Origin of the sequence: Clostridium sp. ZBS2, assembly GCF_023845855.1 — a bacterium.
GTDB lineage: Bacteria > Bacillota > Clostridia > Clostridiales > Clostridiaceae > Clostridium > Clostridium aquiflavi.
Genome location: NZ_JAMQIF010000029.1, coordinates 63959 through 87073 on the forward strand (window position 1 = coordinate 63959; position 23115 = coordinate 87073).

At 26.0% G+C, this 23115-nt stretch carries 16 protein-coding genes; 10 read left to right on the forward strand and 6 right to left on the reverse strand.

The features are described from left to right. Positions 1 to 86: 86 nt before the first annotated feature. The gene (locus NG918_RS15350) at positions 87 to 1316 is read right to left on the reverse strand and encodes an aminopeptidase (protein WP_252216780.1); all 1230 of its coding nucleotides are present in this window, start codon (positions 1314 to 1316) and stop codon (positions 87 to 89) included. 313 nt (positions 1317 to 1629) lie between these two features. Between NG918_RS15350 and polA the strand changes: the two genes are divergently transcribed. The 10 genes from polA (at position 1630) to NG918_RS15400 (ending at position 19143) form a co-directional block, all read left to right on the forward strand. After that, positions 1630 to 4245 (forward strand): DNA polymerase I, encoded by a 2616-nt coding sequence (gene polA, locus NG918_RS15355; RefSeq protein WP_252216778.1) that lies wholly within the window; start codon positions 1630 to 1632, stop codon positions 4243 to 4245. A 22-nt stretch (positions 4246 to 4267) separates the two neighbouring features. Then, the gene (gene coaE, locus NG918_RS15360; RefSeq protein ID WP_252216776.1) at positions 4268 to 4867 is read left to right on the forward strand and encodes a dephospho-CoA kinase; all 600 of its coding nucleotides are present in this window, start codon (positions 4268 to 4270) and stop codon (positions 4865 to 4867) included. 241 nt (positions 4868 to 5108) lie between these two features. Beyond that, the gene (locus NG918_RS15365; protein ID WP_252216774.1) at positions 5109 to 5675 is read left to right on the forward strand and encodes a lytic transglycosylase domain-containing protein; all 567 of its coding nucleotides are present in this window, start codon (positions 5109 to 5111) and stop codon (positions 5673 to 5675) included. A gap of 41 nt (positions 5676 to 5716) precedes the next feature. Beyond that, positions 5717 to 6829 (forward strand): glycosyl hydrolase family 8, encoded by a 1113-nt coding sequence (locus NG918_RS15370; RefSeq protein WP_252226908.1) that lies wholly within the window; start codon positions 5717 to 5719, stop codon positions 6827 to 6829. A gap of 563 nt (positions 6830 to 7392) precedes the next feature. Next, positions 7393 to 9669, forward strand: a complete 2277-nt coding sequence (locus tag NG918_RS15375) for a YhgE/Pip domain-containing protein (RefSeq protein ID WP_252226909.1) — start codon at positions 7393 to 7395, stop codon at positions 9667 to 9669. Between the two features lie 11 nt (positions 9670 to 9680). Next, positions 9681 to 11963: a YhgE/Pip domain-containing protein gene (locus tag NG918_RS15380; protein WP_252226910.1), complete on the forward strand. Its 2283-nt coding sequence runs from the start codon at positions 9681 to 9683 to the stop codon at positions 11961 to 11963. 300 nt (positions 11964 to 12263) lie between these two features. Beyond that, positions 12264 to 14162 (forward strand): sensor histidine kinase, encoded by a 1899-nt coding sequence (locus NG918_RS15385; protein WP_252226911.1) that lies wholly within the window; start codon positions 12264 to 12266, stop codon positions 14160 to 14162. Further along, on the forward strand, positions 14155 to 16179 hold the full coding sequence (locus NG918_RS15390) for a sensor histidine kinase (protein WP_252216749.1): 2025 nt from the start codon (positions 14155 to 14157) through the stop codon (positions 16177 to 16179). The genes NG918_RS15385 and NG918_RS15390 overlap by 8 nt, the downstream gene beginning before the upstream one ends. Positions 16180 to 16336: 157 nt before the next feature. After that, entirely contained in the window at positions 16337 to 16837 is a 501-nt protein-coding gene (locus NG918_RS15395) for a TspO/MBR family protein (RefSeq protein WP_252226913.1), read from the forward strand. Positions 16838 to 16986: 149 nt separating this feature from the next. Beyond that, the gene (locus tag NG918_RS15400) at positions 16987 to 19143 is read left to right on the forward strand and encodes a type IA DNA topoisomerase (protein WP_252216744.1); all 2157 of its coding nucleotides are present in this window, start codon (positions 16987 to 16989) and stop codon (positions 19141 to 19143) included. 251 nt (positions 19144 to 19394) lie between these two features. Here NG918_RS15400 and NG918_RS15405 read toward each other — a convergent pair whose 3' ends face one another. The 5 genes from NG918_RS15405 to NG918_RS15425 form a co-directional block, all read right to left on the reverse strand. Then, complete coding sequence (locus tag NG918_RS15405; RefSeq protein ID WP_252216741.1) at positions 19395 to 20108, reverse strand: LrgB family protein; 714 nt, start codon at positions 20106 to 20108, stop codon at positions 19395 to 19397. Further along, positions 20092 to 20478 (reverse strand): CidA/LrgA family protein, encoded by a 387-nt coding sequence (locus NG918_RS15410; RefSeq protein ID WP_252216738.1) that lies wholly within the window; start codon positions 20476 to 20478, stop codon positions 20092 to 20094. The genes NG918_RS15405 and NG918_RS15410 overlap by 17 nt, the downstream gene beginning before the upstream one ends. Before the next feature lie 238 nt (positions 20479 to 20716). Next, on the reverse strand, positions 20717 to 21517 hold the full coding sequence (locus NG918_RS15415) for an ABC transporter permease (RefSeq protein WP_252216735.1): 801 nt from the start codon (positions 21515 to 21517) through the stop codon (positions 20717 to 20719). Next, on the reverse strand, positions 21510 to 22277 hold the full coding sequence (locus tag NG918_RS15420; RefSeq protein WP_252216733.1) for an ABC transporter ATP-binding protein: 768 nt from the start codon (positions 22275 to 22277) through the stop codon (positions 21510 to 21512). Before NG918_RS15420 ends, NG918_RS15415 begins: the two co-directional genes overlap by 8 nt. Before the next feature lie 19 nt (positions 22278 to 22296). Next, a partial coding sequence (locus NG918_RS15425) for an ABC transporter substrate-binding protein (protein WP_252226917.1) occupies positions 22297 to 23115 on the reverse strand: 819 nt, incomplete at its 5' end.

Below are 23115 nucleotides of genomic sequence, written 5' to 3' on the forward strand. Positions count from 1 at the left end.
ATTCTCAAAGTCAAATTACAATGCCAATTTACCTATTGTATATATTAACACATATTTAAAACAGAGCCTAAAAGAACAAAAGCATATTAAGCCCAATTACCATCTTTAAATATTTGAACTTCTGTACCATCTTCTTTAATTCCAATGATATTTGTGTCTTTTGTACCAATCATAAAGTCAACATGACTTAAAGACTTATTACAACCTAATTTAAATAACTCATCTTCAGACATGCTTTCTCCATTTTTAATGCAAGAAGAATATGAACTTCCAAGTGCTAAATGGCATGAAGCATTTTCATCATAAAGCGTATTATAGAAAATTATATTAGAATTAGAAATTGGAGAGTCATAAGGAACTAGTGCAACTTCTCCTAAATGTTTAGACCCTTCATCAGTATTTAAAAGTTCTTTTAAAACTGCAAGACCTTCTTTAGCAGAGCAATCAATAACTTTACCATCTTTAAATGTTAAAGAAAAATCATTTATTATATTACCGCAGTAACTTAAAGGTTTAGAACTAAATACGATTCCGTTAACTCCATCATATTTTGGTGTTGAAAAAACTTCTTCTGTAGGCATATTTGCTATAAAATCAAATCCACCATTTTCACATTTATCAGCACCACCACACCAAAGATGATCTTTAACTAATTCTATCTGTAAATCAGTACCTAAAGAATTTTGGAATTTAAGATATTTAAATCTATCATTATTTAATGTTTCAACTTTAGAACTAAGTAACTTTGTATGTTTGTTCCAAGCTTCAACTGGATCATTTTCTTTGATTCTCATAATACTAAATATTACATCCCATAATTTTTCTATAGCTTCTTCAGTAGAAATATTAGGGAATACCTTTTTTGCCCAACCTTCTGTTGGAATTGAAACTATACACCAAGCATTTTTATTTGATGAACATTTATTACGGTAGTTTTTTAATGCTATATTTCTACTTTTTTGATATATAGAAATTTTTGAAGAATCAACATCTTTTAAAAGATCTGGATCAGCAGCGGAAATACTGATAAAGGAAGCACCTTTTTCTGTAAAGTAATCGTATTTATCACGTTCAAAATCATAAACATCACTAAGTGATTCTTTAGATGAATTAATTAATTTAATTTTATTAAAGCTAGCATCAGAGTAATTTATATAAACATCTTTAGCACCAGATGCATATCCTTCTTCAGCCATAAGTCTTGCAAAATCATAGCATTCTATAGGAGAATTAATAACTAAAATCCCATCTTTTTGAAGATTAACACCTTTATTAACAGTAAGTTTAGCATATTTTTTTAGTAATTCTATATTCATTTAATCACCTTGTATAATAAATTAATGTAAATTTACTATACTTTTCCTTTCTTCATGTTTTTTATAATAATTATGTCACTATTTTTATTATTTGTCTAAGCTTATATAAATTATAAGTGTGGATTTAATTTATAAAAATATATAGATATAAATTACAGAGAGGTTTTTGCTAATATATGAATTAATATTGGAAAATGTGGTTACCTTTATTAAAGAATAATGATTTTACTTGATAAAGATAGTATAATATTAATGTATAACTAATTTTATATATAATAAAAATATCTTAAAGATATTCAGGAGGATTATATCAATGAAAAAATTATTAATTTTAGATTCAAATTCGCTTATGAATAGGGCATTTTATGCTTTACCTCCTCTTACTAATGATGATGGTGTAAATACTAATGCTATTTATGGCTTTACAAATATGCTATTTAAAATGAAAGATGAAATAAATCCAGATAACATAATTGCAACATTTGACAAAAAGTCGCCAACATTTAGACATAAAGAATATGCAGAGTATAAAGCTGGTAGAAAGAAAATGCCACCAGAACTTGGAGAACAATTTCCAATTATAAAAGAGTTACTTAGATATATGGGAATAAAAACTTTTGAAATAGATGGCTTTGAAGCAGATGATATAATAGGAACTATATCAAAATTTGGTGAAGAAAATGATATGGAAGTATTCATAGTGACAGGAGATAAAGATGCACTTCAATTAGCATCCGAGAAAACAAAAGTAGTTATAACTAAGAAAGGTGTTACTGAAACAGCAATTTATGATTATAAAGCGTTTACGGATGAATTTGAAATAACACCAACTCAATTTATTGATGTAAAAGGGCTTATGGGAGATAAATCGGATAATATACCAGGGGTACCAGGAGTTGGAGAAAAAACAGCATTTAAGCTTATTAAAGAATATGGAACACTTGAAGATGTTTTAAGACATATCCCAGAGATAAGCGGTAAGAAATTAAAAGAAAACTTAGAAAATAATATGGAACAAGCAATATTTTCTAAGAAATTAGCTACAATAATAAGAGAGGTACCATTAGATATTAATTTATCAGATATAGAAAATGCTGATGAAGTAAATTTAGTAGAACTTAAAAAATTAGCTAAAAATCTTAAGTTAAAATCAGTACTATCAAAGTATGATTTGGACAATAATGAAGCAGAGTTACAAGAGATAGCTAATATAGAAATAAGTAAAATAGAAACAATTGAAGAGATGGAAGAAGTATTATTAAGTATTAAAGATAGAAGTTATATCTTATTTACATTAAATGATGCATCTAAATACTCTACTATAGAATTAGAATATTTAATATTAGGTGAAGAAGGCAGATCACATGTTATAGATTTTAAGTTAGTAAGTATGTCAAATAGAGAAAAAGCTTTAAATTTATTAAAAACCTTTATGGAAGATGAAACTGTTAAAAAAGTAATACATGATAGCAAAAATTTAATTACATTTTTAAACAAGTATGATATAGATATTCAAGGTTTTGATTTTGATACAGCCATAGCAGCTTATTTAATAGACTCTTCAAAAGCCAATTATGAAGTTTTTGATTTAATTAATAGATTTTTAGAAAAAGATATAAAGTCGGATTCAAATGATCTAAAAGCAATATGCAGTAGTTATTTAAAAAAATTATATGAAAAATTAAAAGAAATGCTTCATAAAGAAGATATGGATGAATTATATTATAAAGTAGAACATCCATTAATATATGTACTTTCTTCAATGGAGAGCATAGGATTTAAAATAAATAAAAATAAATTAGAAGAACTTAGAATAAAATTTAAAGAACAAATAGAAAAAACAGAAAAAGAGATTCATGAATTAGCAGATGAAGAATTTAATGTAAGCTCACCAAAGCAACTTGGAAAAATATTATTTGAAAAACTTGATTTGCCAGTAATTAAGAAAACTAAAACAGGGTATTCAACGAACCAAGAAGTTTTAGAAAAATTAATAGACAAACATCCTATAATAGCTAAAGTTATGTATTATAGACAAATCACTAAAATTAATTCTACTTATGTAGAAGGGCTTAAGAATGTAATAGATATAGATGAATGCATACATTCAAATTTTAATCAAACTGTAACAACTACAGGAAGATTATCAAGTACTGAACCTAATCTTCAAAATATACCAATAAAATATGAAATGGGAAAAGAAATAAGAAAAGTGTTTATACCGCAAGAAAGTGATGACATTCTTATATCTTGCGATTATTCCCAAATAGAATTAAGAGTACTTGCACATGTAGCAGATGATAAAAATATGATAGATGCATTTGAACACCATAGTGATATACATACCAAAACAGCTTCAGAAGTATTTAAGGTTCCAGTAGATGAAGTTACATCTACAATGAGAAGTAATGCTAAAGCAGTAAATTTTGGTATAGTATATGGAATAAGTGATTTTAGCTTAGCACAAGATTTAAAAATTACTAAAAAAGAAGCATCAGAATATATGGCTATTTATTTTGAAAGATATCCTAAGATAAAGGAATATTTAAATTATGTAAGTGAGTATGCTAAAGAAAAAGGTTATGTATTAACTATATTAAACAGAAGAAGATTCATACCAGAAATAAAATCTTCAAATAAAATTGTAAAAGCATTGGGTGAAAGATTAGCTATGAATGCTCCAATACAAGGAAGTGCAGCTGATATTATTAAACTTGCAATGGTTAATGTTTATAATAAGTTAAGAGAAAAGAATTTAAATAGTGAATTAATTCTTCAAGTGCACGATGAACTTATATTAAATGTTAAAAAAGATGAGTTTGACATAGTGAAACAATTGGTTATTGAAGAAATGGAAAATGCCATTAAATTAAATGTAGCGCTTGATGTGGATTTAAAATATGGTGATACATGGTATGATGCAAAATAAAAATGGGAGATGAACTTTTAAAATGATAAAGATAGGGTTAACAGGGGGTATAGGAACAGGAAAAAGTACTATATCAGATATATTTAGAAGTGAAAACTTTAATATTATTGATGCAGATGTAATTGCAAGAGAGGTTCTGCAAAAAAATCCTGAAATTTTAGATATAATTAGAAGTGAATTTGGATCAGGATTTTTTGACTGGAGAGGCGAATTCAGAAGAAAAGAGTTTGGAAATCATATATTTAAATTTTCAAAACAAAGAGTAAAATATGAATCTATAATTATGCCTTATATAAAAGAAGCAATAAACAATGCAATAAACTTATATGAGAAAAAATGTGAAAGAGTAGTAATAATAGATGCCCCTACTTTAATTGAAAACAATATGCATGAAGAAATGGATTATGTTGTTCTTGTTTGCGCTGAAAACTCTACTCAAATAAAAAGAGTGAGGGGAAGAGATAATTTAAGTAAAATAGAAGTGGTAAGTCGTATAAATGCACAAATGTCTTTAAATGAAAAGAAGAATTTTGCAAATGTAATTATTGATAATAATGGTGATTTAATAGAAACTCAAAAACAAGTATATGATTTAATTGATTATATTAATTCGCTAACATAAAAGATTTGATTATGTTTTAAAATTAAAAAATGTTTAAGACATAGTCAAATTAAGTTGATTTTATTGAATATTAAAACATTATGTAATAATAACTTTATAAACAGAGTTCTAAGGTATAGATAGAGTTTTTAGGTTCTATTTAAAATTTAGAAATCGTTACTTTAAGAGCAAGCAACTGTTATAGTATAAATTATTATAGGAGCTGGCTATGGGATAAATAATATTAAGTAAGGAGAAAGTAATGAAATCTAAGAAAAATAAATTTCTTATATTAGGGATAATAATAATAGTAGCTATGGCTATTGGATCTAAATATTTAATAAAAGAAGTCTTTTTTCCTTATAAATATAAAGAATATGTAAGTAAATATAGTGAAGAATACAATTTAGATCCATTTTTTGTATTGTCAGTTATGAAAACAGAAAGTAATTTTGATAAAAAAGCTGAATCTAGTAAAAATGCAATTGGTCTTATGCAAATTACTTTAGAAACAGGAGAATGGGCAGCAGAAAAAATGGAGTTAGAAGAGTTTTCTAAAGAGAAATTATTTGATGAAGAATATAATATAAGGATGGGCTGTTGGTATTTAAATGAACTTAGAGAAATGTTTGATGGAAATTTAGAATCAATAATAGCAGGATATAATGCAGGACCAGGAAATGTTAACAAGTGGCTTAATGATTCGAAGCTTTCACAAAATGGTAAAGATTTAAGCTATATACCATTTAATGAAACTAAGAAATATTTAGATAAAGTAACAACTTATTATAACGTTTATAAATACCTATATTCTAATTCAAAAAAGTGAGATTAAAAATATTAGGATATAGCTAAAAAGATGAGGTTAAAATGAAGAAGAAAATCACAATAAGTTTAGCATTATTAATAATATTTTTTATAATTTATTATAATGCGGCACCATACTTTAGAACTGTAGAAACAGGTAAAGTTTGGTTGCAGTTAGATACATGCGATGAAGAAAAATCATTACTAGACTTTATAAATAATAAATTAATGGATGAAGAAGGGGGAGTATATACTAATTATATAAACTCTAATTCACAAGGTGATATAACAAAAGGTCACGCTGTATTATCAGAATCACAAGGAATAATGTTATTATATAGTTTAGAGAAAAATGATAGAATAACATTTGATAGAACTTTAGATTATATAAGAAATTATATGGTATTAAAGAATAATCTTATAAGTTGGAGAATTGAAGAGAAATCTAAATCAGAAATATCTGCAACAATAGATGATTTGAGAATAATAAAGGCACTTCTTTTAGCAGAAGAAAAATGGAACGATAAGGGTTATCGAGGAATAGCACTTAGAATATCTGGCGGAATATCTAAAGAGTTAGTAGAAAATAATATTCTTGTAGATTTTAATGATGGAATTTCAAAAAGTAAGACTACAACTTTATGCTACTTAGATTTGCAAACAATAAAGATGCTTTCAAATCTTAGTTCTTCGTGGGACAAAGTATTAAATACGTCTTTACAAATTTTAAATAATGGATATGTAAGTGATGAGGTACCTCTTTATAAAAAAGAATTTTATAGAGAAAGTGGAACATATGATGATGAAAATATAGATACTTTATTATCAATGATTATATTGCTAAATAAACAAGAATATGGTGAAGATATAGATAAAAGCATAACTTGGATAAAACAAAAATTTATAAATGATGGTTTTCTTTCTACTTCATATTCTTTTAATGGAGAAAGTTTAACTAATATAGAATCAACATCGATATATTCATTTATAGTACAACTAGCATCTAAAGCAGATGACAAAGAACTAGCAAGTCTTGCGATGAATAAAATAAAAGCTTTTCAAGTAAATAATAAAGAAAGTGTAATCTATGGTGGGTATGGTATGGAAGATGGATTACAAGTTTATTCTTATGACAATTTAAATGCTTTATTTGCTCATAGATATTTTAAATATTAGCGCTGTTTTAAATGTGTGTTAATCTATGCAATAGCCAAAGTGAGATAGACCGACACTCTGCTAAAATATAGCCAAATATTAATATATTATACTTAATATTTGATTAATATATAACATACATTTAATTATCTACTAATAATTAAATGTATGTTATTTTTAATGAAAAATGTAATAAGTATTTTTTATTAATATCTAAAATAAAAAAATATTTAAGTAAATGTTTTCAGGGGTTGCATTTTTTGCTAAAATGACTTATAGTCATTTTAATATGATAAGAACAAGAGATTAAAAAGTATTTAAAAGCGTAAAACTTTCAATTATAATATAATCATAGTTCTTGGCTGTAGGTTAATTCTATTTTTAAACACAAGGAAAATGTTCGTAAATATAAATTTTAATAATGGTAATAAATATATTTTACGATTATATAGTATGCTTTAAGAAAAGTTTAACATTAAGATAAAGAATTTATTATTTATATAATAATGATAGGAGGATTTAGTTGGTATTTATAATGTAATAAACAATAGTATTATATTATAAATACCAATAATAAATTAATTATGAAGAATATAATAAAAATTTTTAAACGTGATTTTAAAAACATATTTAAAAACTGGGTAGCAACAGTGGTGGTAATAGCACTTATGATTATTCCATCATTATATTCATTAATTAATATAAAAGCATCATGGGATCCATATTCAAGCACTAGTGGAATCATGATAGCAGTTGTTAATGAAGATAAAGGGACAACCTTTAGAGATGAGGATATAAACTTAGGAAATGAATTAGTTGAAAAATTAGAAGACAATGATAAAATGGGTTGGACTTTTGTTGATAAAGAAACCGCAAAAAATGGACTGATAAATGAAAAATATTATGCAACTATTGAAATACCAGAAAACTTTTCAGAAGATGCTACCACATTAGTAGAAAAAAGAGTTAAAAGACCTAAATTAATTTATACTGTGAATGAAAAAAAGAATGCTATAGCACCGAAAATGACTGATGCAGGAGTTAAAAGCGTAAAAGGACAACTTGATGATAATATTGTAAAAACAGTTTCTGGAGTATTATTTAGAGCGTGTGATGAAATCGGAATTGAAATGGATGAACATAGATCTGAATATAGGGAAGTAATAGATGAGATATATGAATTAGATGAAAATATGCCAGAACTTGAAAATTTATTAGATAGTGCTATAGATGGAACTGTAGATCTTTCAGATTTAATTGTAAAAGTAAATGAGATACTTCCAAATGTATCTAATACAGTTGATATAACAGACGATTTTTTACAAGATGTTCAAAGTTTCTTTGATAAAACTCAAGGGGGATTATCAGATATATCTCCAGTTATAAAGGACGATTTATTATTAGCTGAGAATATACTAGATACTACAAGTGTGGAACTTGGAAATCTTGAAGAAAATATAATACCTGAGGTAGCAAAAAAAACATTAATAGCATCTTCGGATACTATTAAGTCTGCTAACACACTTATTGATGGTATAGAATCTCAGCTTAAAAATATAAAAAAAATCTTAGATAAAGTAAGTAAAATAGATTTTTCAAAGTTTGCACTTAATAGTACTGATGAAAATTATATAAATGAATTAAAGAAGCAAGCTGAATCAATAAGTGGTATAAAAGGAAATTTAAAAGATATTAGTAGAAAGATATCTAAAGCTATAGATAAACTAGATTTATTAAGTGATAGATTAGACACTGTTAAAGGTAGAATTGATAATGAAATAAAAGAGTTAGATAATGGTAAAGAATTAGATACTCAGGCTATTAGTGATATGAGAAATATACTTGATGATTTTCATGAAGAAGTTACTGATGTTATTGAAAATTATGACTCAGAACTTGTGCCAGCTATTGAAGATGGATTTGATTCAATGAAAATTATTTTAGATAATACATCTAGTGTTCTACAAGAGGGTAGAAATACATTGCCAGATATTGAAGAGATTTTAAGTGTTTCAGCAGATCTTTCAGATTTATCTAATGAAGAATTATTAAAATTAAAAGATAAATTTCCAGAGATGAAAGATAAAGTACGTGAATTAGCTGATAAACTTAGAGAATTTGATGAAGAAGATAAGTTTAATGAAATTTTTGATATGATAACTAATGATTGGCAAGTTCAAAGTGACTTTTTAGCAAGTCCAGTTGAAATTGAAGATAATAGACTATTTTCATGGCCTAACTATGGTTCAGCATCTACTCCATTTTATACAATTCTATGTTTATGGATAGGTGGATATATGTTATCTATATTATTAGGGACAGATGCACATCCTGTTGAAGACAATAAGGAATTAAAGTCTTATGAAGTATATTTTGGTAAATTACTATTATTTTTATTTATCGGCATAGGACAAGCAATAATTGCTAGCACAGGAGCATTATTTATTTTAGGATCATATTGTCTACATCCAGTATTATTTGTACTATATACAGTGTTTGTTAGCATTGTATTTATGATAATAATTTATACGGCTGTAAGTGTTTTTGGAAATGCAGGAATAATATTTGGAGTAGTATTATTAGTAATTCAAGTTGCAGGGGCAAGCGGAAATTTCCCAATAGAAGTCAATCCGGATGTGTTCCAAAAAATATTTGGACTTTTACCATTTACATACGCAATAAGTGGTATGAGACAAATAATGGCAGGAATAGTATATTCAATATTATTTAGAGATATGATTATATTAACTATCTTCATGGTCGTATCACTTATTATTGGATTAACACTTAGAAAAACAATGAATAAAAAGAATGAAAAGTTTGCTAAAAAGTTAAAAGAAAGCACAATAATGAACGGTTGAGGTAATTAAATATGAGAAATATATTTAGAATTTACAAAAGAGATATAGTTACGATAGCAACTAATTGGGCAGCGTTAATCATGATTGTAGTGCTTATAATAGTTCCATCCTTATATTCATTAATAAATATAAAAGCATCATGGGATCCATATGGAGCCACAAAGGGAATTAAAATAGCTATAATCAATGATGATAAAGGAACTGTATTTAAAGAGAAAGATATAAATTTGGGTGAAGAATTAATAGAAAAGTTAGAAGAAAATGATAAAATGGGTTGGTCATTCGTTGACAAAGAAACTGGAAAAAAAGGATTGTTAGAAGAAAAATACTATGCAACTATTGAAATACCAGAAAACTTTTCAAAAGATCTTACCACATTAGTTGAAAAAGATGTTGAAAAGCCTAAACTAATATATACGGTAAATGAAAAGAAAAATACAATAGCCCCTAAAATGACTGATGCAGGAGTAAAAACATTAAAAGGACAGCTTGATGATAATATAACTAGAACTGTATCAGGAGCAATGTTTAGAGCTTGTAATGAAGTGGGAATAGATATAGAAAACAATAGGGAACATCTTAGAAGAATAATTGATGGAATATATGAATTAGATGAAAATATGCCAGAAATAAAAGACTTGTTAGATGATTCAATAGAAGGAACTGTAAATACTTCAGAATTAATAAAAAAATCTGAGGAAATGATTCCAGTGGTTTATGATAGTATAGATGCAACTAAAGAACTTATAGATAGCAACCAGTACTATTTAGATGAAATAGAAGGAAATCTTTCAGATTTATCTCCATTAATAGAAGAAGAACTTGTAAATGGTGAAAATTCATTAGATGCTTTAAACGTAACCTTAGCAAATATTGATGAAAAAGTATTGCCAGATGTTGCTAGAAAAACTTTTATAGCTTTATCGGATTCATCAAAAGACTTACAGAAAATAGTTAAGACTGCTAAGTATGACTTAAAAACTATAAAGTCACACATAGATAAAATAAGCAATATTGAAATAAAATTAAAAGAATCTGAAGATAATGAGATAGAAGACCCAAATCAAAGTAAAAAAGATAATAAAGAATTAAAATATTTACAAGGAATACAAAAAGATTTAAAAAGTGTAAGTAAGAAAATTGATAGGGTAATTGATAAATTAGATTTAATTTATGATAGGCTTGATGTGGTAATTGATAGATCTAAAGAAGAAATAGAAAAAATAGATACTGATGGAATAGATATTCAAGCATTAACTGATACAAGAAAAATACTAGATGACATTCACTTATTAGTAGCAGATTTAGTAGATAGTTATGATTCAGAACTTGTACCAGCAATTGAAGATGGATTTAATTCAATTAGAGAGATATCAGATAGTGGATTGGTATTATTAGAACAAGGAAGAGGAGTACTACCAGACGTTGAAAATTTATTAGGTGACTTCACAAAAATATCAGATTTATCTAATGAACAATTAGTAAAGTTACAAGATAAATTTCCGGATATACAAGAAAAAGTACATAAGCTAGCACATAAACTTAAAGCAGTAGATGAAAAAGATCAAATAGATGAACTGCTGGACATGATAACTAATGATTGGGATTCTCAAAGTGCATTTATGTCTAGTCCAGTTGAGATTGAAGATAATAGGTTATTTCCATGGCCTAACTATGGTTCAACTGCTACACCATTTTATACAGTGCTATGTTTATGGGTTGGGGGATTATTAGCATCAGCTTTATTATCATTAGAAGTACATGAATTTGAAGATGGAACTCTAATTAAGCCTTACCAAATGTATTTAGGAAAATTATTAATGTTTTTATCACTTGCAGTATGTCAAGCTTTAGTTGCAAGTACAGGTGCAATTTGGATATTAGGAAGTTATTCATTGCATCCAGTAATGTATATTTTTTATTCCATATTTGTTAGTGTAGTATTTATGACAGTGATATATACTGCAGGAAGCCTGTTAGATGATGCAGGAAAGGCTGTTATAGTAGTAATATTAGTATTACAAATTGCGGGGACTAGTGGTAACTTCCCAATAGAAGTTACACCAGTATTATTCCAAAAAATATATCCCTATTTACCATTCACGTATGCTATAAATGGTATGAGACAAATAATGGCTGGGATAGTATATCCTATATTAATTAAAGATACTATAATATTAAGTGCATATATGATAGGAGCATTAATTTGCGGAGTATTATTAAAGGGACTATTAAATAAAACAACAGCCAAACTTATGGGGAAATTAGCTGAAAGTGATATACTAAGACATTAGAATCAGTTATTAAGAGATGAAAAACTAATTATTGGTTTTTCATCTCTTATTTATGTGTTAAATTGTAAATGACTATGCTGATAAAATAATAAAAAAATAATTAAAATTTAAATACAGGATAAAAGAAAACGTTTCTATTTATTAAATGGAAATTTAAATGCGAAAAGTGTGTATTTAAGAATGGTAAAAATATGACGATTATTTAGATATGAACAAAAAAAGTTATATATGTAAAAAATAACAAATAATTATGTACATTTACAGTATAATACAGTAAAATTGATATTAAAGGTGATTTTTATGGATAATTATAGAAAAAAGATAAATATTATATCGATAGATGGAAAAAATATATTTAAAATTTGTTTAGCTACATTAGCAATTTATTTTTTAGCTAATTTGATTTTTAGATGGAAGTTTAATCAAGTAATTATAGCTTTTAGAATTTATTATTTAGTTGGTATGGTTATATTTAGTATTTTATCAAAACAAGTATTTCATTTATATAATCATAACAAATACAATTATATTTATATGTATATATATTCTATTGTTTATGTAATTTTATTTGGACATAGTATTCAACTTTCGCCAGATAGTAATTACAGTGCTGATACACTTACTAATTTCATTATATTATTTGAATTATATTTTGGTTTTAAGACTATAGAATACAATCATAAAACAGAAGAAAAGAGTTATATTATATATATTGTTTTAAAAATTTTTATTATTTTAAATTTAGTTTTATATTATAAGATATTTAACATAATATCAATAGTAGTATTTTTAAGCTGTATTGAGTGTTTTTTAATATATAAAATTTTTGTTAACAATGATTCGAGGTCATACAATCAATTTAATATAAATACTTATTTAGTATTAGTAGCATTAATTCCAATAGCAAGTTTTTTTAGTTTGTTTATGTATCCCATAAATGGAGATTTATTAAAATTTAGAGAAATATTATTTTTAAGTGTATTTAATATATTTTTTAGTATGTTTTTTAAGAATTTTATGAGAAATCCTTATAAAGAATTAGCAGAATCATTAAATAAAAAAAATAAAATATTGGATGAATTATCTGAAGATATTTTTATAAAAAATAAAGAGTTGGAAACATCTATACTAAATTTAAGGAATAAGGAGTATTTATATGAGACATTTTTTAGATTTATGCCTCATCCAATAATATTGATTAGTTTAGAAAATAATAGAATATTATTTGCGAATAAAGCTTTCTTAAATTTAGTAGATGTAAAAAATGTTAGAGATGTGATAAATAAAAAAATAAATAAGTATATACATTTCGTTACATCTAATAATGATAACGATCTGATTTTCAATGCTATTTTAAGTTCTAAGACTGAGGAAAGATTTGTAAATGCTAAATTTTTGTCAATGTATAAAGATAAAATGGAAGATTTAATTTTAATAGAAGATAACACATCTAAAGTATTAACAGAAGAGATAAAAAAAGAAGTTGAAAGTAGAATGGTTGAAGAAAGAATAAGAACAGAATTTTTATCTAGCATAAGTCATGATTTAAAAACACCTATAAATGTTATATATTCATCTATACAAGTTCAACGAATATATACTAATAAAAATGATATAAAATCATTAGAAAAATATAATTCTATATCTAAAATGAATTGTATATCACTTATAAAGTTAACTAATAACTTAATTGATATGTCAAAAATAAATTCAAATTTTTTAATGCCTAATTTAGAAGAAATTAATGTTGTTGAAACAACAGAAGACATAGTTACATCTCTTGTAGATTATGCACAAAGCAACAATGTAGAAATAATATTTAATACTAACACTGAAGAAAGTTATTTAAATTTAGATTATGAATTTTTACAAAGAATAATTTTAAATCTAATATCTAATTCAATAAAGTTTACTCCAAGTGATGGAAAAATAATAATTGACATATTAGATAAAGAAGATAGCGTAAAAATATCTATAATGGATAATGGAGCAGGTATGAATGAGGAGTTTATAAAAGAAGCTTTTTGTAAGTATTCAATGGATAAATATTCAATAAAATCTAAAAATGGGACAGGCATAGGATTATTTGTTGTTAAAAAATTAGTTGAACTACAGTCAGGTACAATTGAAATAGAAAGTAAACTAGGACAGGGCACAAAGATAACAATAATATTTCCAAAGGAGAATTTAGATGAGTAAGATGCAACAAGATTTAAATCTGTCTAGTTTAAAATTAGGTACAAAAATTAAAATTTTATCTATTGAATTTATAATATACTTAATTTATAATTTATATTTTTATATTAGTAAACAATATAAATTGTATTTGTTAGTCAATACATTAATATATTTATCAATTGTATTAGCAATTTGTTACATATGTTTTATTAAAGAAAATACAATCAAAAATTTATTTATTGAGTATATATCATTTGAACTTCTTTTAGTAGGGTTAATTTTGTCATTAAAATTATCAAGGTTAATTTTAAATTTTGATGCTGCTTCAAATACCCAGTATATATGTTTAGGAGTTATAATATATTATTTTGAAATAATATTACAATGTTTAGGTTTTTACTTTACCAATAAAAAAGAAGATTTGAAAAAAACAATACCAGTTTTTTTAGGTATATTTATTATAACGTTCATAATAATGAATTGCAGTGTTCATAAGTATATATATATAAATACAAAAATTTCAATTATTTTTTCTATAGTGAGTATAATTGTAATTAGTTATGTGATTTTATATATGATAAAGACTTTAGGAAATTACAAAAGTTTAACAAGTGAAGATTTCATTGAAAATTTAAAATTATATGTAATTTTAAGGTATTTAACATATATAGCTAGTACAATTTTAATTGGTAGCAATAAATCAATTATAATAACTGGAGGATTGAAATTATTAGCATTTTATATATTATTTAAGGGTATAGTAAATTATATGATTAATGAGCCAATGAAAAATATGAAAGTGAATTTAGAACGAACGCATGAAGTGAATTTAGAGTTACATAGAACATTAAAGAAGCGTAATCGAATATTAAATGATACCAATATAATGATAGAAAAAAGTGAGAGCAATTATAATAAATTGATAGATTCTGTATATGATGGTGTACTTTTATTTTCAAAGAATAAATTACAATATATAAATAAAGCAGGATTAAAATTATTAAATGATATAAATAAAGAAAATATTATAGGAATTAGTTTAGAAAAATTTATTTTAGAAAATTTCAATTTTAATTTATATCATAGTAATGAAAAAGAAATATGCATAAGTGATCTTAAATTAAAAAATGCTGATATAGTGGTAACTCTATTTATAATAGATATAGATGAAAATAATAAGTTATTATATGCACATGATGTAACTGAATTAAATAAGACTAAAGCTATGAAAAATCAACTAGAAAAGTATTTAAAAGAAGAGGAATTAAAAAATCAGTTTTTCTCTAATATTTCTCATGAATTACGTACTCCAATAAATTTAATATATTCAGCGATACAACTTAATGAGATTTATTTAAAGCAGAAAAAAGTTGATAATGTAAGTAAAAATAATGAAATAATAAGACAGAATTCCTTAAGACTAATAAGGACTATCAATAATTTTATAGACACAAATAGAGTGTCAGAGGGATATCTTAAACCAGATTTTAAAATTTATAATATTGTTGAAGTAGTTGAAAATATAACTATTGCATGTAATAAATATATAAATAAAGCTGAAATAGGTTTAATATTTGATTCAGAAAAAGAAGAGATATATGTAAAATGTGATAAAGATATGATTGAAAGAATTGTATTAAATATTATTTCGAATTCTGTAAAATATGGACAAAAAGGTAGCCATATAAATGTGACTATAGGCATAGAAGAAAGCAATTTAGTTACAATAAAAATTGAGAATAACGGAAATAGAATTGATGAAGACACAATACCTCATATATTTGATAAATTTACAAGAATAAATAAATCTTTCAATAGACCTAAAGAGGGAAGTGGTTTAGGTTTATTCTTAAGTAAATCATTGACAGAATTACAAGGGGGAGAGCTTGCTTTAGAGTTAGATGAAAAAGAAAATCTATTTGTAATAAACTTTCCCATTGCATGTGATGTTAATTCTTCAGATGTAAATTGTGATTTAGAAATTAATAATATAGAAGAAAAAGTAGATATAGAATTTTCAGATATATATATGGATTAAACTATATTTTTAGAAAGTCTTAAAGAATGTCATTCTAAAATATCAACTCTCCACTAAAAAAGGATGGCGTAGCACCAATTAAACATAATTTAAAAAAAATCAACATATAAATTAAATAAAAGATAAGTATTATTTTTTAAAATTATGGAGTGTTGATATGAAAGAAGAAAAAAAGAAAACTAAAAAAATATTTCTTATACCATTAATATTATCAATAGGAATACCATTAATAATAGCTAGTTTTATAAATGTTATAATGCCATATATGGGAGAGTTGTACGATAGCTTAAATAAACCATTTTTTGCTCCACCAGGAAGTGTTTTTCCTATTGCATGGACTATTCTCTATATATTAATAGGAATAGCTTGTTACAGAGTATATATACTTAAATATAGAGGGATTGATACAAGCTCAGCAATATTTACGTATTCTATACAGCTATTATTAAATTTTTTATGGGTCTTCATATTTTTTGGATTAAGATTATATGGAATAGCTTTTATAGAATTGTTAGTATTATTATTCTTTGCAGTTTTAACATTTATTAAATTTTATAATAAAGATAAAATTGCAGGATTGTTATTTATTCCATATTTACTTTGGCTCACCTATGCTGGAGTATTAAATTTTTATGTATGGATGTTAAATGAAATGTAGATTTTTCTAATAGGATTAGAAAGATGCTAAAAAATAAGGTTAGTTGCTGCAGACGGGAATGCAGTAAGCTAGCCTTATTTTTGTTTTAATGTTAATATATATGTTGGTAAAAGATAATAAATAGAGTAGTGATTTTAAGGAGGTAAGGCATGGCAAAGGTAATTATTGCAGAAAAACCTTCTGTTGCAAAAAATATTGCAGATGCGTTAAATATAAAAACTAGAAAAGATGGTTATTTTAAAGGTGAAGAGTACTATATCACTTGGGCCTTTGGTCATCTTTTGCAATTATATGATGCAAAAGATTATGATGAAAATATGAAGGGATGGAGAATGGAGAAGTTTCCATTTATTCCTGAATCTTTTCAGTATAAGGTAAAGTGTGATAATATTGATAGAACAGTTGAAGATAAAGGCGCTGCAAAACAAATTAATATAATAAAGTCATTAATAGAGCAAGAAGATGTAGACGGAGTTATATCTGCTACGGATTTTGATAGAGAAGGGCAAGTAATTGCAGATGAATTATTTAATTATTTAAATATACAAAAGCCAATATACAGATTATTGTTAAATGAATGGACTCCAGATGAAGTAAAAAAAGGGATGGGGAGTTTAAAAGAAAATAAAGAAATGCAATTTTTGCAGGATGCAGGAATAGGAAGGCAATGGACAGATTGGATTATTGGAATAAATTTAACTTCTGTTAGTACATTGAAGTATAAATTTGAAGAAAATAAAACTATTAACATAGGTAGAGTATTATTACCAACGTTAAAGATAATATATGACAGAGATAAAGAAATAGAGAATTTTGAAGCTACTACTTACTATAAATTAACTTCTACATTTAAAAATTCAAGTAATGAAGAATTTGATGGGTTATATTATGAAAAGGAATCAGAAAAGTTTGAAGATAAAAGTGTTTTAGATAATTTAGTAAAATTACTAGATGGAACTAATGCAACTATAATAGACAAACAAACTGAAAAAAAGAAAGATTATCCACCATATCTTTTCAACTTATCTAATTTACAAGGATATATAACAAGTAAGTATAAAGGATGGACATCAGACAAAGTATTAAAGGTTGCACAAAGCCTTTATGAAAAGAAATATACAACTTATCCTAGAACAGCAAGCGTGGTCTTAGAAGAGAGCTTAGAGGACAGAGCAAGGAAAGTTTTAAATACATTAAAAACAGGATTACCTTACGAAAAAGAGATTAAGTTTATAAAAACTAAAAGAGTATTTGATAATTCAAAGGTTGAAAGCCATAGTGCAATAACACCAACATATATTAAGCCAAATGGACTTAGTAAAGATGAAGAAATTGTCTATAATGCTATTAAAAATAGATTTATAATGCAGTTTATGCCTATTGCAGAGTTTGAAGAAACAAAGATAAGATTAAAACCATATAATGAGGAAATACAAGGAGAATTTATATCAAAAGGAAAAGTTCAACTTGTAGAGGGATGGAGAGTAGTTGAAAAAATAGATACTAAAGATACAATACTTCCTATGGTTAATGTAGATGAGAAAGTAGATATAGTATCAAATAAAGTAAATAAAGTAACTAAAAAACCACCAAAGCATCATACAGAAAAAACATTACTTAGGGTCATGGAAACTTGTGGTAAGGGCATAGAGGGAAAAGAAGATTCTGAGGAGATGATGCAATCTATATTAAATGGATTTAGTATAGGAACTCCAGCAACTAGAGCAGAAACTATCAAAAAACTTAAAGATATTGGATACATAGGAACTAAAGGCAAAAGTCTTATATGCACTCAATTAGGCATAAATATAGTTGAAATATTTCCAGTTCAAGAACTTTTAGATCTTGAGTATACAGGAAGACTTGAAAGCACATTATCTGATATAGAAAAAGGTAAATTTAAAAAGTCTGATTTTATGAGTTTGATATATGATTTTACGAATAATGCTGTTGATAAAATCAAAAAGGATACATCAGCTTTATCTAAATTTAAAGTGGAACTTCCAGAAGGTGCAGAGGAGATTGGAAAATGTCCTGTATGTGGAAATTCAGTCATTGAAAATGAAAAAAACTTTGGATGTACAAATTGGAAAAATGGATGTAAGTATACAATATGGAAAGATGATAAATATATATCATCCTTTGGTAAAAAAGTTTCTAAAGAAATGGTTGCTTTATTACTTAAAAATGGAAAAGTAGGTTTTAGAAATTTAAAGAGCAAAAAAGGAAATACTTTTTCAGCATATTTTAGATATGAAAAAAATGAGAAAACAGGATATTTTAATTGGATGATAGAATTTATATAAAATAAAGGCTATGTTTTAGTAGCGTGTTGATATATAAATAAATAAAATGGACTGAGTAATTGAACTTAGGAATTCTCAAAATCCAATTACAATGCCACTTTACCTATTGTATATATCAACACATATTTAAAACAGAGTCATTTACAAAAAGACATTGTAAAATCAATTTTCACTTGATTTTGCAATGTCTTTTTTATTAGATGGATACTATTTTTTATAAAATGTTATTTTACAAGAATAAGTTATATTAACTATCTTATAAAATGATACATAAATATTGCTAAGTGATAAGATAATGGAGCCATAAATACAGTCATAAGACCTGCAACGCCAATTGAAAGGCTACTCATAGCACCTTCTGTATCTCCAAGTTCTAAAGCTTTTGTAGTACCTACAGCATGAGCAGCTGTACCAATTGATATTCCAATTGCTACTTTATCTTTAATTTTGAATACTTTACATATAGCAGGTCCTAATATAGCACCCATAATTCCAGTAATTATAATTGCAAGTACAGTAATAGGAACTAGTCCACCTAAGTTGCTACTTATTTCAATACCTATTGGTGTTGTTACAGATTTTGGAATTAAAGATTTTATTATAGTAGAATCTAATCCTACGAAATAAGATATTCCCATTACAGAAAACATTCCAATAATGCTTCCTAAAAATACTCCAGAAAAAATAGCTACAGCATTTTTCTTAAGTAATTCTATTTGCTTATAAAGTGGAACAGCTAGTACAACTGTTGAAGGTCCTAAAAACATATTAATGAATTGTCCACCTTCATTATAAGTACTAAAATCTATATTAAATGCAAATAAGAAACATATTATAAATGCAATTGCTATAAGTAATGGATTTAATAAAGCAACACCTGTTTTTTTATTTATAAATATGCCTATTTCAAATGCGATTAAAGAAAGCACTAAGCCAAATAAGATGTTATTAATTATTATGTCCAATTATTTCACTTCCCCTTTTTTGATGTTTTGATTTTTTTGATATAAATTGAACTATTAAACCAGTAGAGGCTATAATTATTATAGTTGTACATAAACAAACTATAAGCAATTTTAACCAATTAGACTTTATTATATTTAACGAAGTCATAAGTCCTACGCCAGCAGGAATAAAGAAGAATGCTAAATGATCTAGTAAGAAATCTGATACGTTTGAGATATTATCAACTTTGATTACATTAAAGCATAGTAATAAAAATAATATAATCATTCCTAAAATATTACCGGGTATAGGTAATTTAAAGAAAGATGATAAAAATTCTCCTAGTAAATAAATAATTAAAATAATTAAAGCTTCTTTAAATAATTTCATCTTTTCCTCCCCAAAACTATGTATTAAATTTAAAATTTAAAAATATAATTTCTAAACAATAAGTTCACCTATATAATTTATCACTTGTTGAGCAATAAGTAAAAGGTTTATAAAGCCAAAATAATAAAAGATTTTCAGAAATAATTCTAAAAATCTTTTATTAGAGTGAGTATAGTGAATTTTTCTACAAAAAACTCGGAATTATTAATTAATCTGAATATTTAGACATGAAATTCACTTATTTCTCTAAAGATTTATTTTTAATTAAACGTTTTTCTAAAAAAGCTACTATTTCATACATTATAAAAGCAATCACAGAAAGTATTATTATACTCATCATAACCATATCCAATTGGGCAATTTGACCACCATATACAATTAAAAAACCTAAACCCTCTCTAGCTACTAAAAATTCTCCCATTATTACACCAACCCATGACAATCCAACGTTAATTTTTAATGCTGATATAAAAACGGGAATGGAGTAAGGAAAAATTAAATGTCTTAAAATTTGAAGTTTAGATGCCCTAAAAGTTTTCATAAGCATGATTTTATCACTGTCTATTTCATTAAATCCACTTAACACACTTATAATTGTAGTAACAATAGAAATTAATAAGGCTATTACAATTATAGCAGTAGTACCATTACCAACCCAAAATATAATTATTGGTGCTAAAGCAACTTTAGGTAAGGCATTTAATACTACTAAATAAGGGTCTAATACTTTAGACGCAAAAGGACACCACCATAAAATTACGGCAATTGCTGTTCCAAGAACAGTTCCTAAAGTGAAGCCAAGTATTGTTTCATAGCAGGTTACCCAGATATGACGCAATAAAGTGCCATCAGCATAAAAAGATACAAGCGATTTATACATTCTAGAAGGAGTAGAAGTTAGGAAAGGATCAATCCATTTTAAGTCACCTGCAATTTCCCAAAGTGCTATAAAAATAACTAATATTAAAAGTCTAGTAATTACAAGCTTTATTTTATTGTGTTTTAATTTTTTCAAATATATATCATGTTCTTTACTCATTGTATTGATCAAGCTCCTTCCATAAATCATTAAAGTAACCTCTAAACTCTGGTTCTTTTCTTCTTTCAAAAGGAGTGATGTCTTTTTTTGAAAACATTATATCCACATCTTTTTTTACCTGTGCAGGTCTTTTAGATAACACAAGTATTCTACTAGAAGTAGAAATAGCTTCAGATATATCATGAGTTACCATTATTGCAGTTTTCTTTTCTTTTTTTATTATTTTAAATACATCATCACATACTAAAAGTCTTGATTGATAATCTAAAGCGGAAAAAGGTTCATCTAAAAATAGTATTTCAGGGTTAAGTGCTAATGTTCTTATTAGAGCTACTCTTTGTCTCATTCCACCTGACAATTCGTTAGGATAATGTTCTTTAAATTTTGATAATCCATAGGTCTCAACTAACCCATTAACTCTTTCAACAGCTTCCTTAGTAATTTGTTTTTTAATTTTTAGTCCAATTAAGACATTGTCCCATACATTTAACCATTCAAATAAATGATCTTTTTGAAACATATATCCTATTTTATTTAAGTTGTTTTTTATATCTTCATCTTTATAAAGTATAGATCCACTAGAAGCTTTTAATAATCCACTAATTATATTAAGAAGTGTAGATTTACCACAACCAGATGGACCTAGTATTGATATAAATTCACCATCATTTACTTCAAAACTAATATTATTTAATGCTTTAGTTTCACCCTTTAGTGAGTGATAGTTCATAGATAAATCAGAGATTTTAAGCAAGCTCAAAGCAAATCACCAATCACATTTATTTAGTTGCTTTTTCAGCAAAACTATTGTCTACAATTTTATTGAAATCAGGTTTTGATGGAATTAATGACTTATCATACTCTTGAATTATATCTATCAATCTATCCAAATTTTCTTCTTTAATTGAAGGATCATGAGCTAAAGCATCTATTTTATTATAGTTATTTATAACTGTTATAATTATATCTCTGTCGGTTCCAGGGAAAAATTGAATTATTGAGTCAGCTATTTCTTCAGGAGTATGAGAAAAATACCATTGTTGACCCCTATACATAGCTTTTGTGAATTTTTCTATTACGTCCTTATTATTGTCTAGGTAAGACTTAGTTGCAAAGAAACAAGTATAAGGAATAACTCCAGAATTTTCACCAACAGATGCTAAGATACATCCACTACCTTCTTTTTCAAGCATTGAAGCAGTAGGTTCAAATAATGCAACATAATCTCCAGTGCCACCTTTAAATGCACCAGAAGTAGCAGCAAAGTCTATATTAGTTACCATATTAACATCAGTTTTAGGATCTATATTATTATTTTTCATAGCGTACTCTAAAGCCATAGCAGGTACTCCACCAGGTCTTCCACCAATAACTTCTTTTCCTCTTAATGTATTCCAATCAAATTTTGTTTCTTTATTTCTCCCAACTAAGAAAGAGCCATCTTTTTGTGTAAGCCCAGCAAAGACTACAGGATAATCTTCTCTTCCCTGATTATTAATATAAATTACTTGTTCAGGACCACAGAATCCGATATCAGCATTATTACTTAATACAGCTTGCATAACTTTATCAGCGCCTTGTCCAGTTGCTAAATCAAT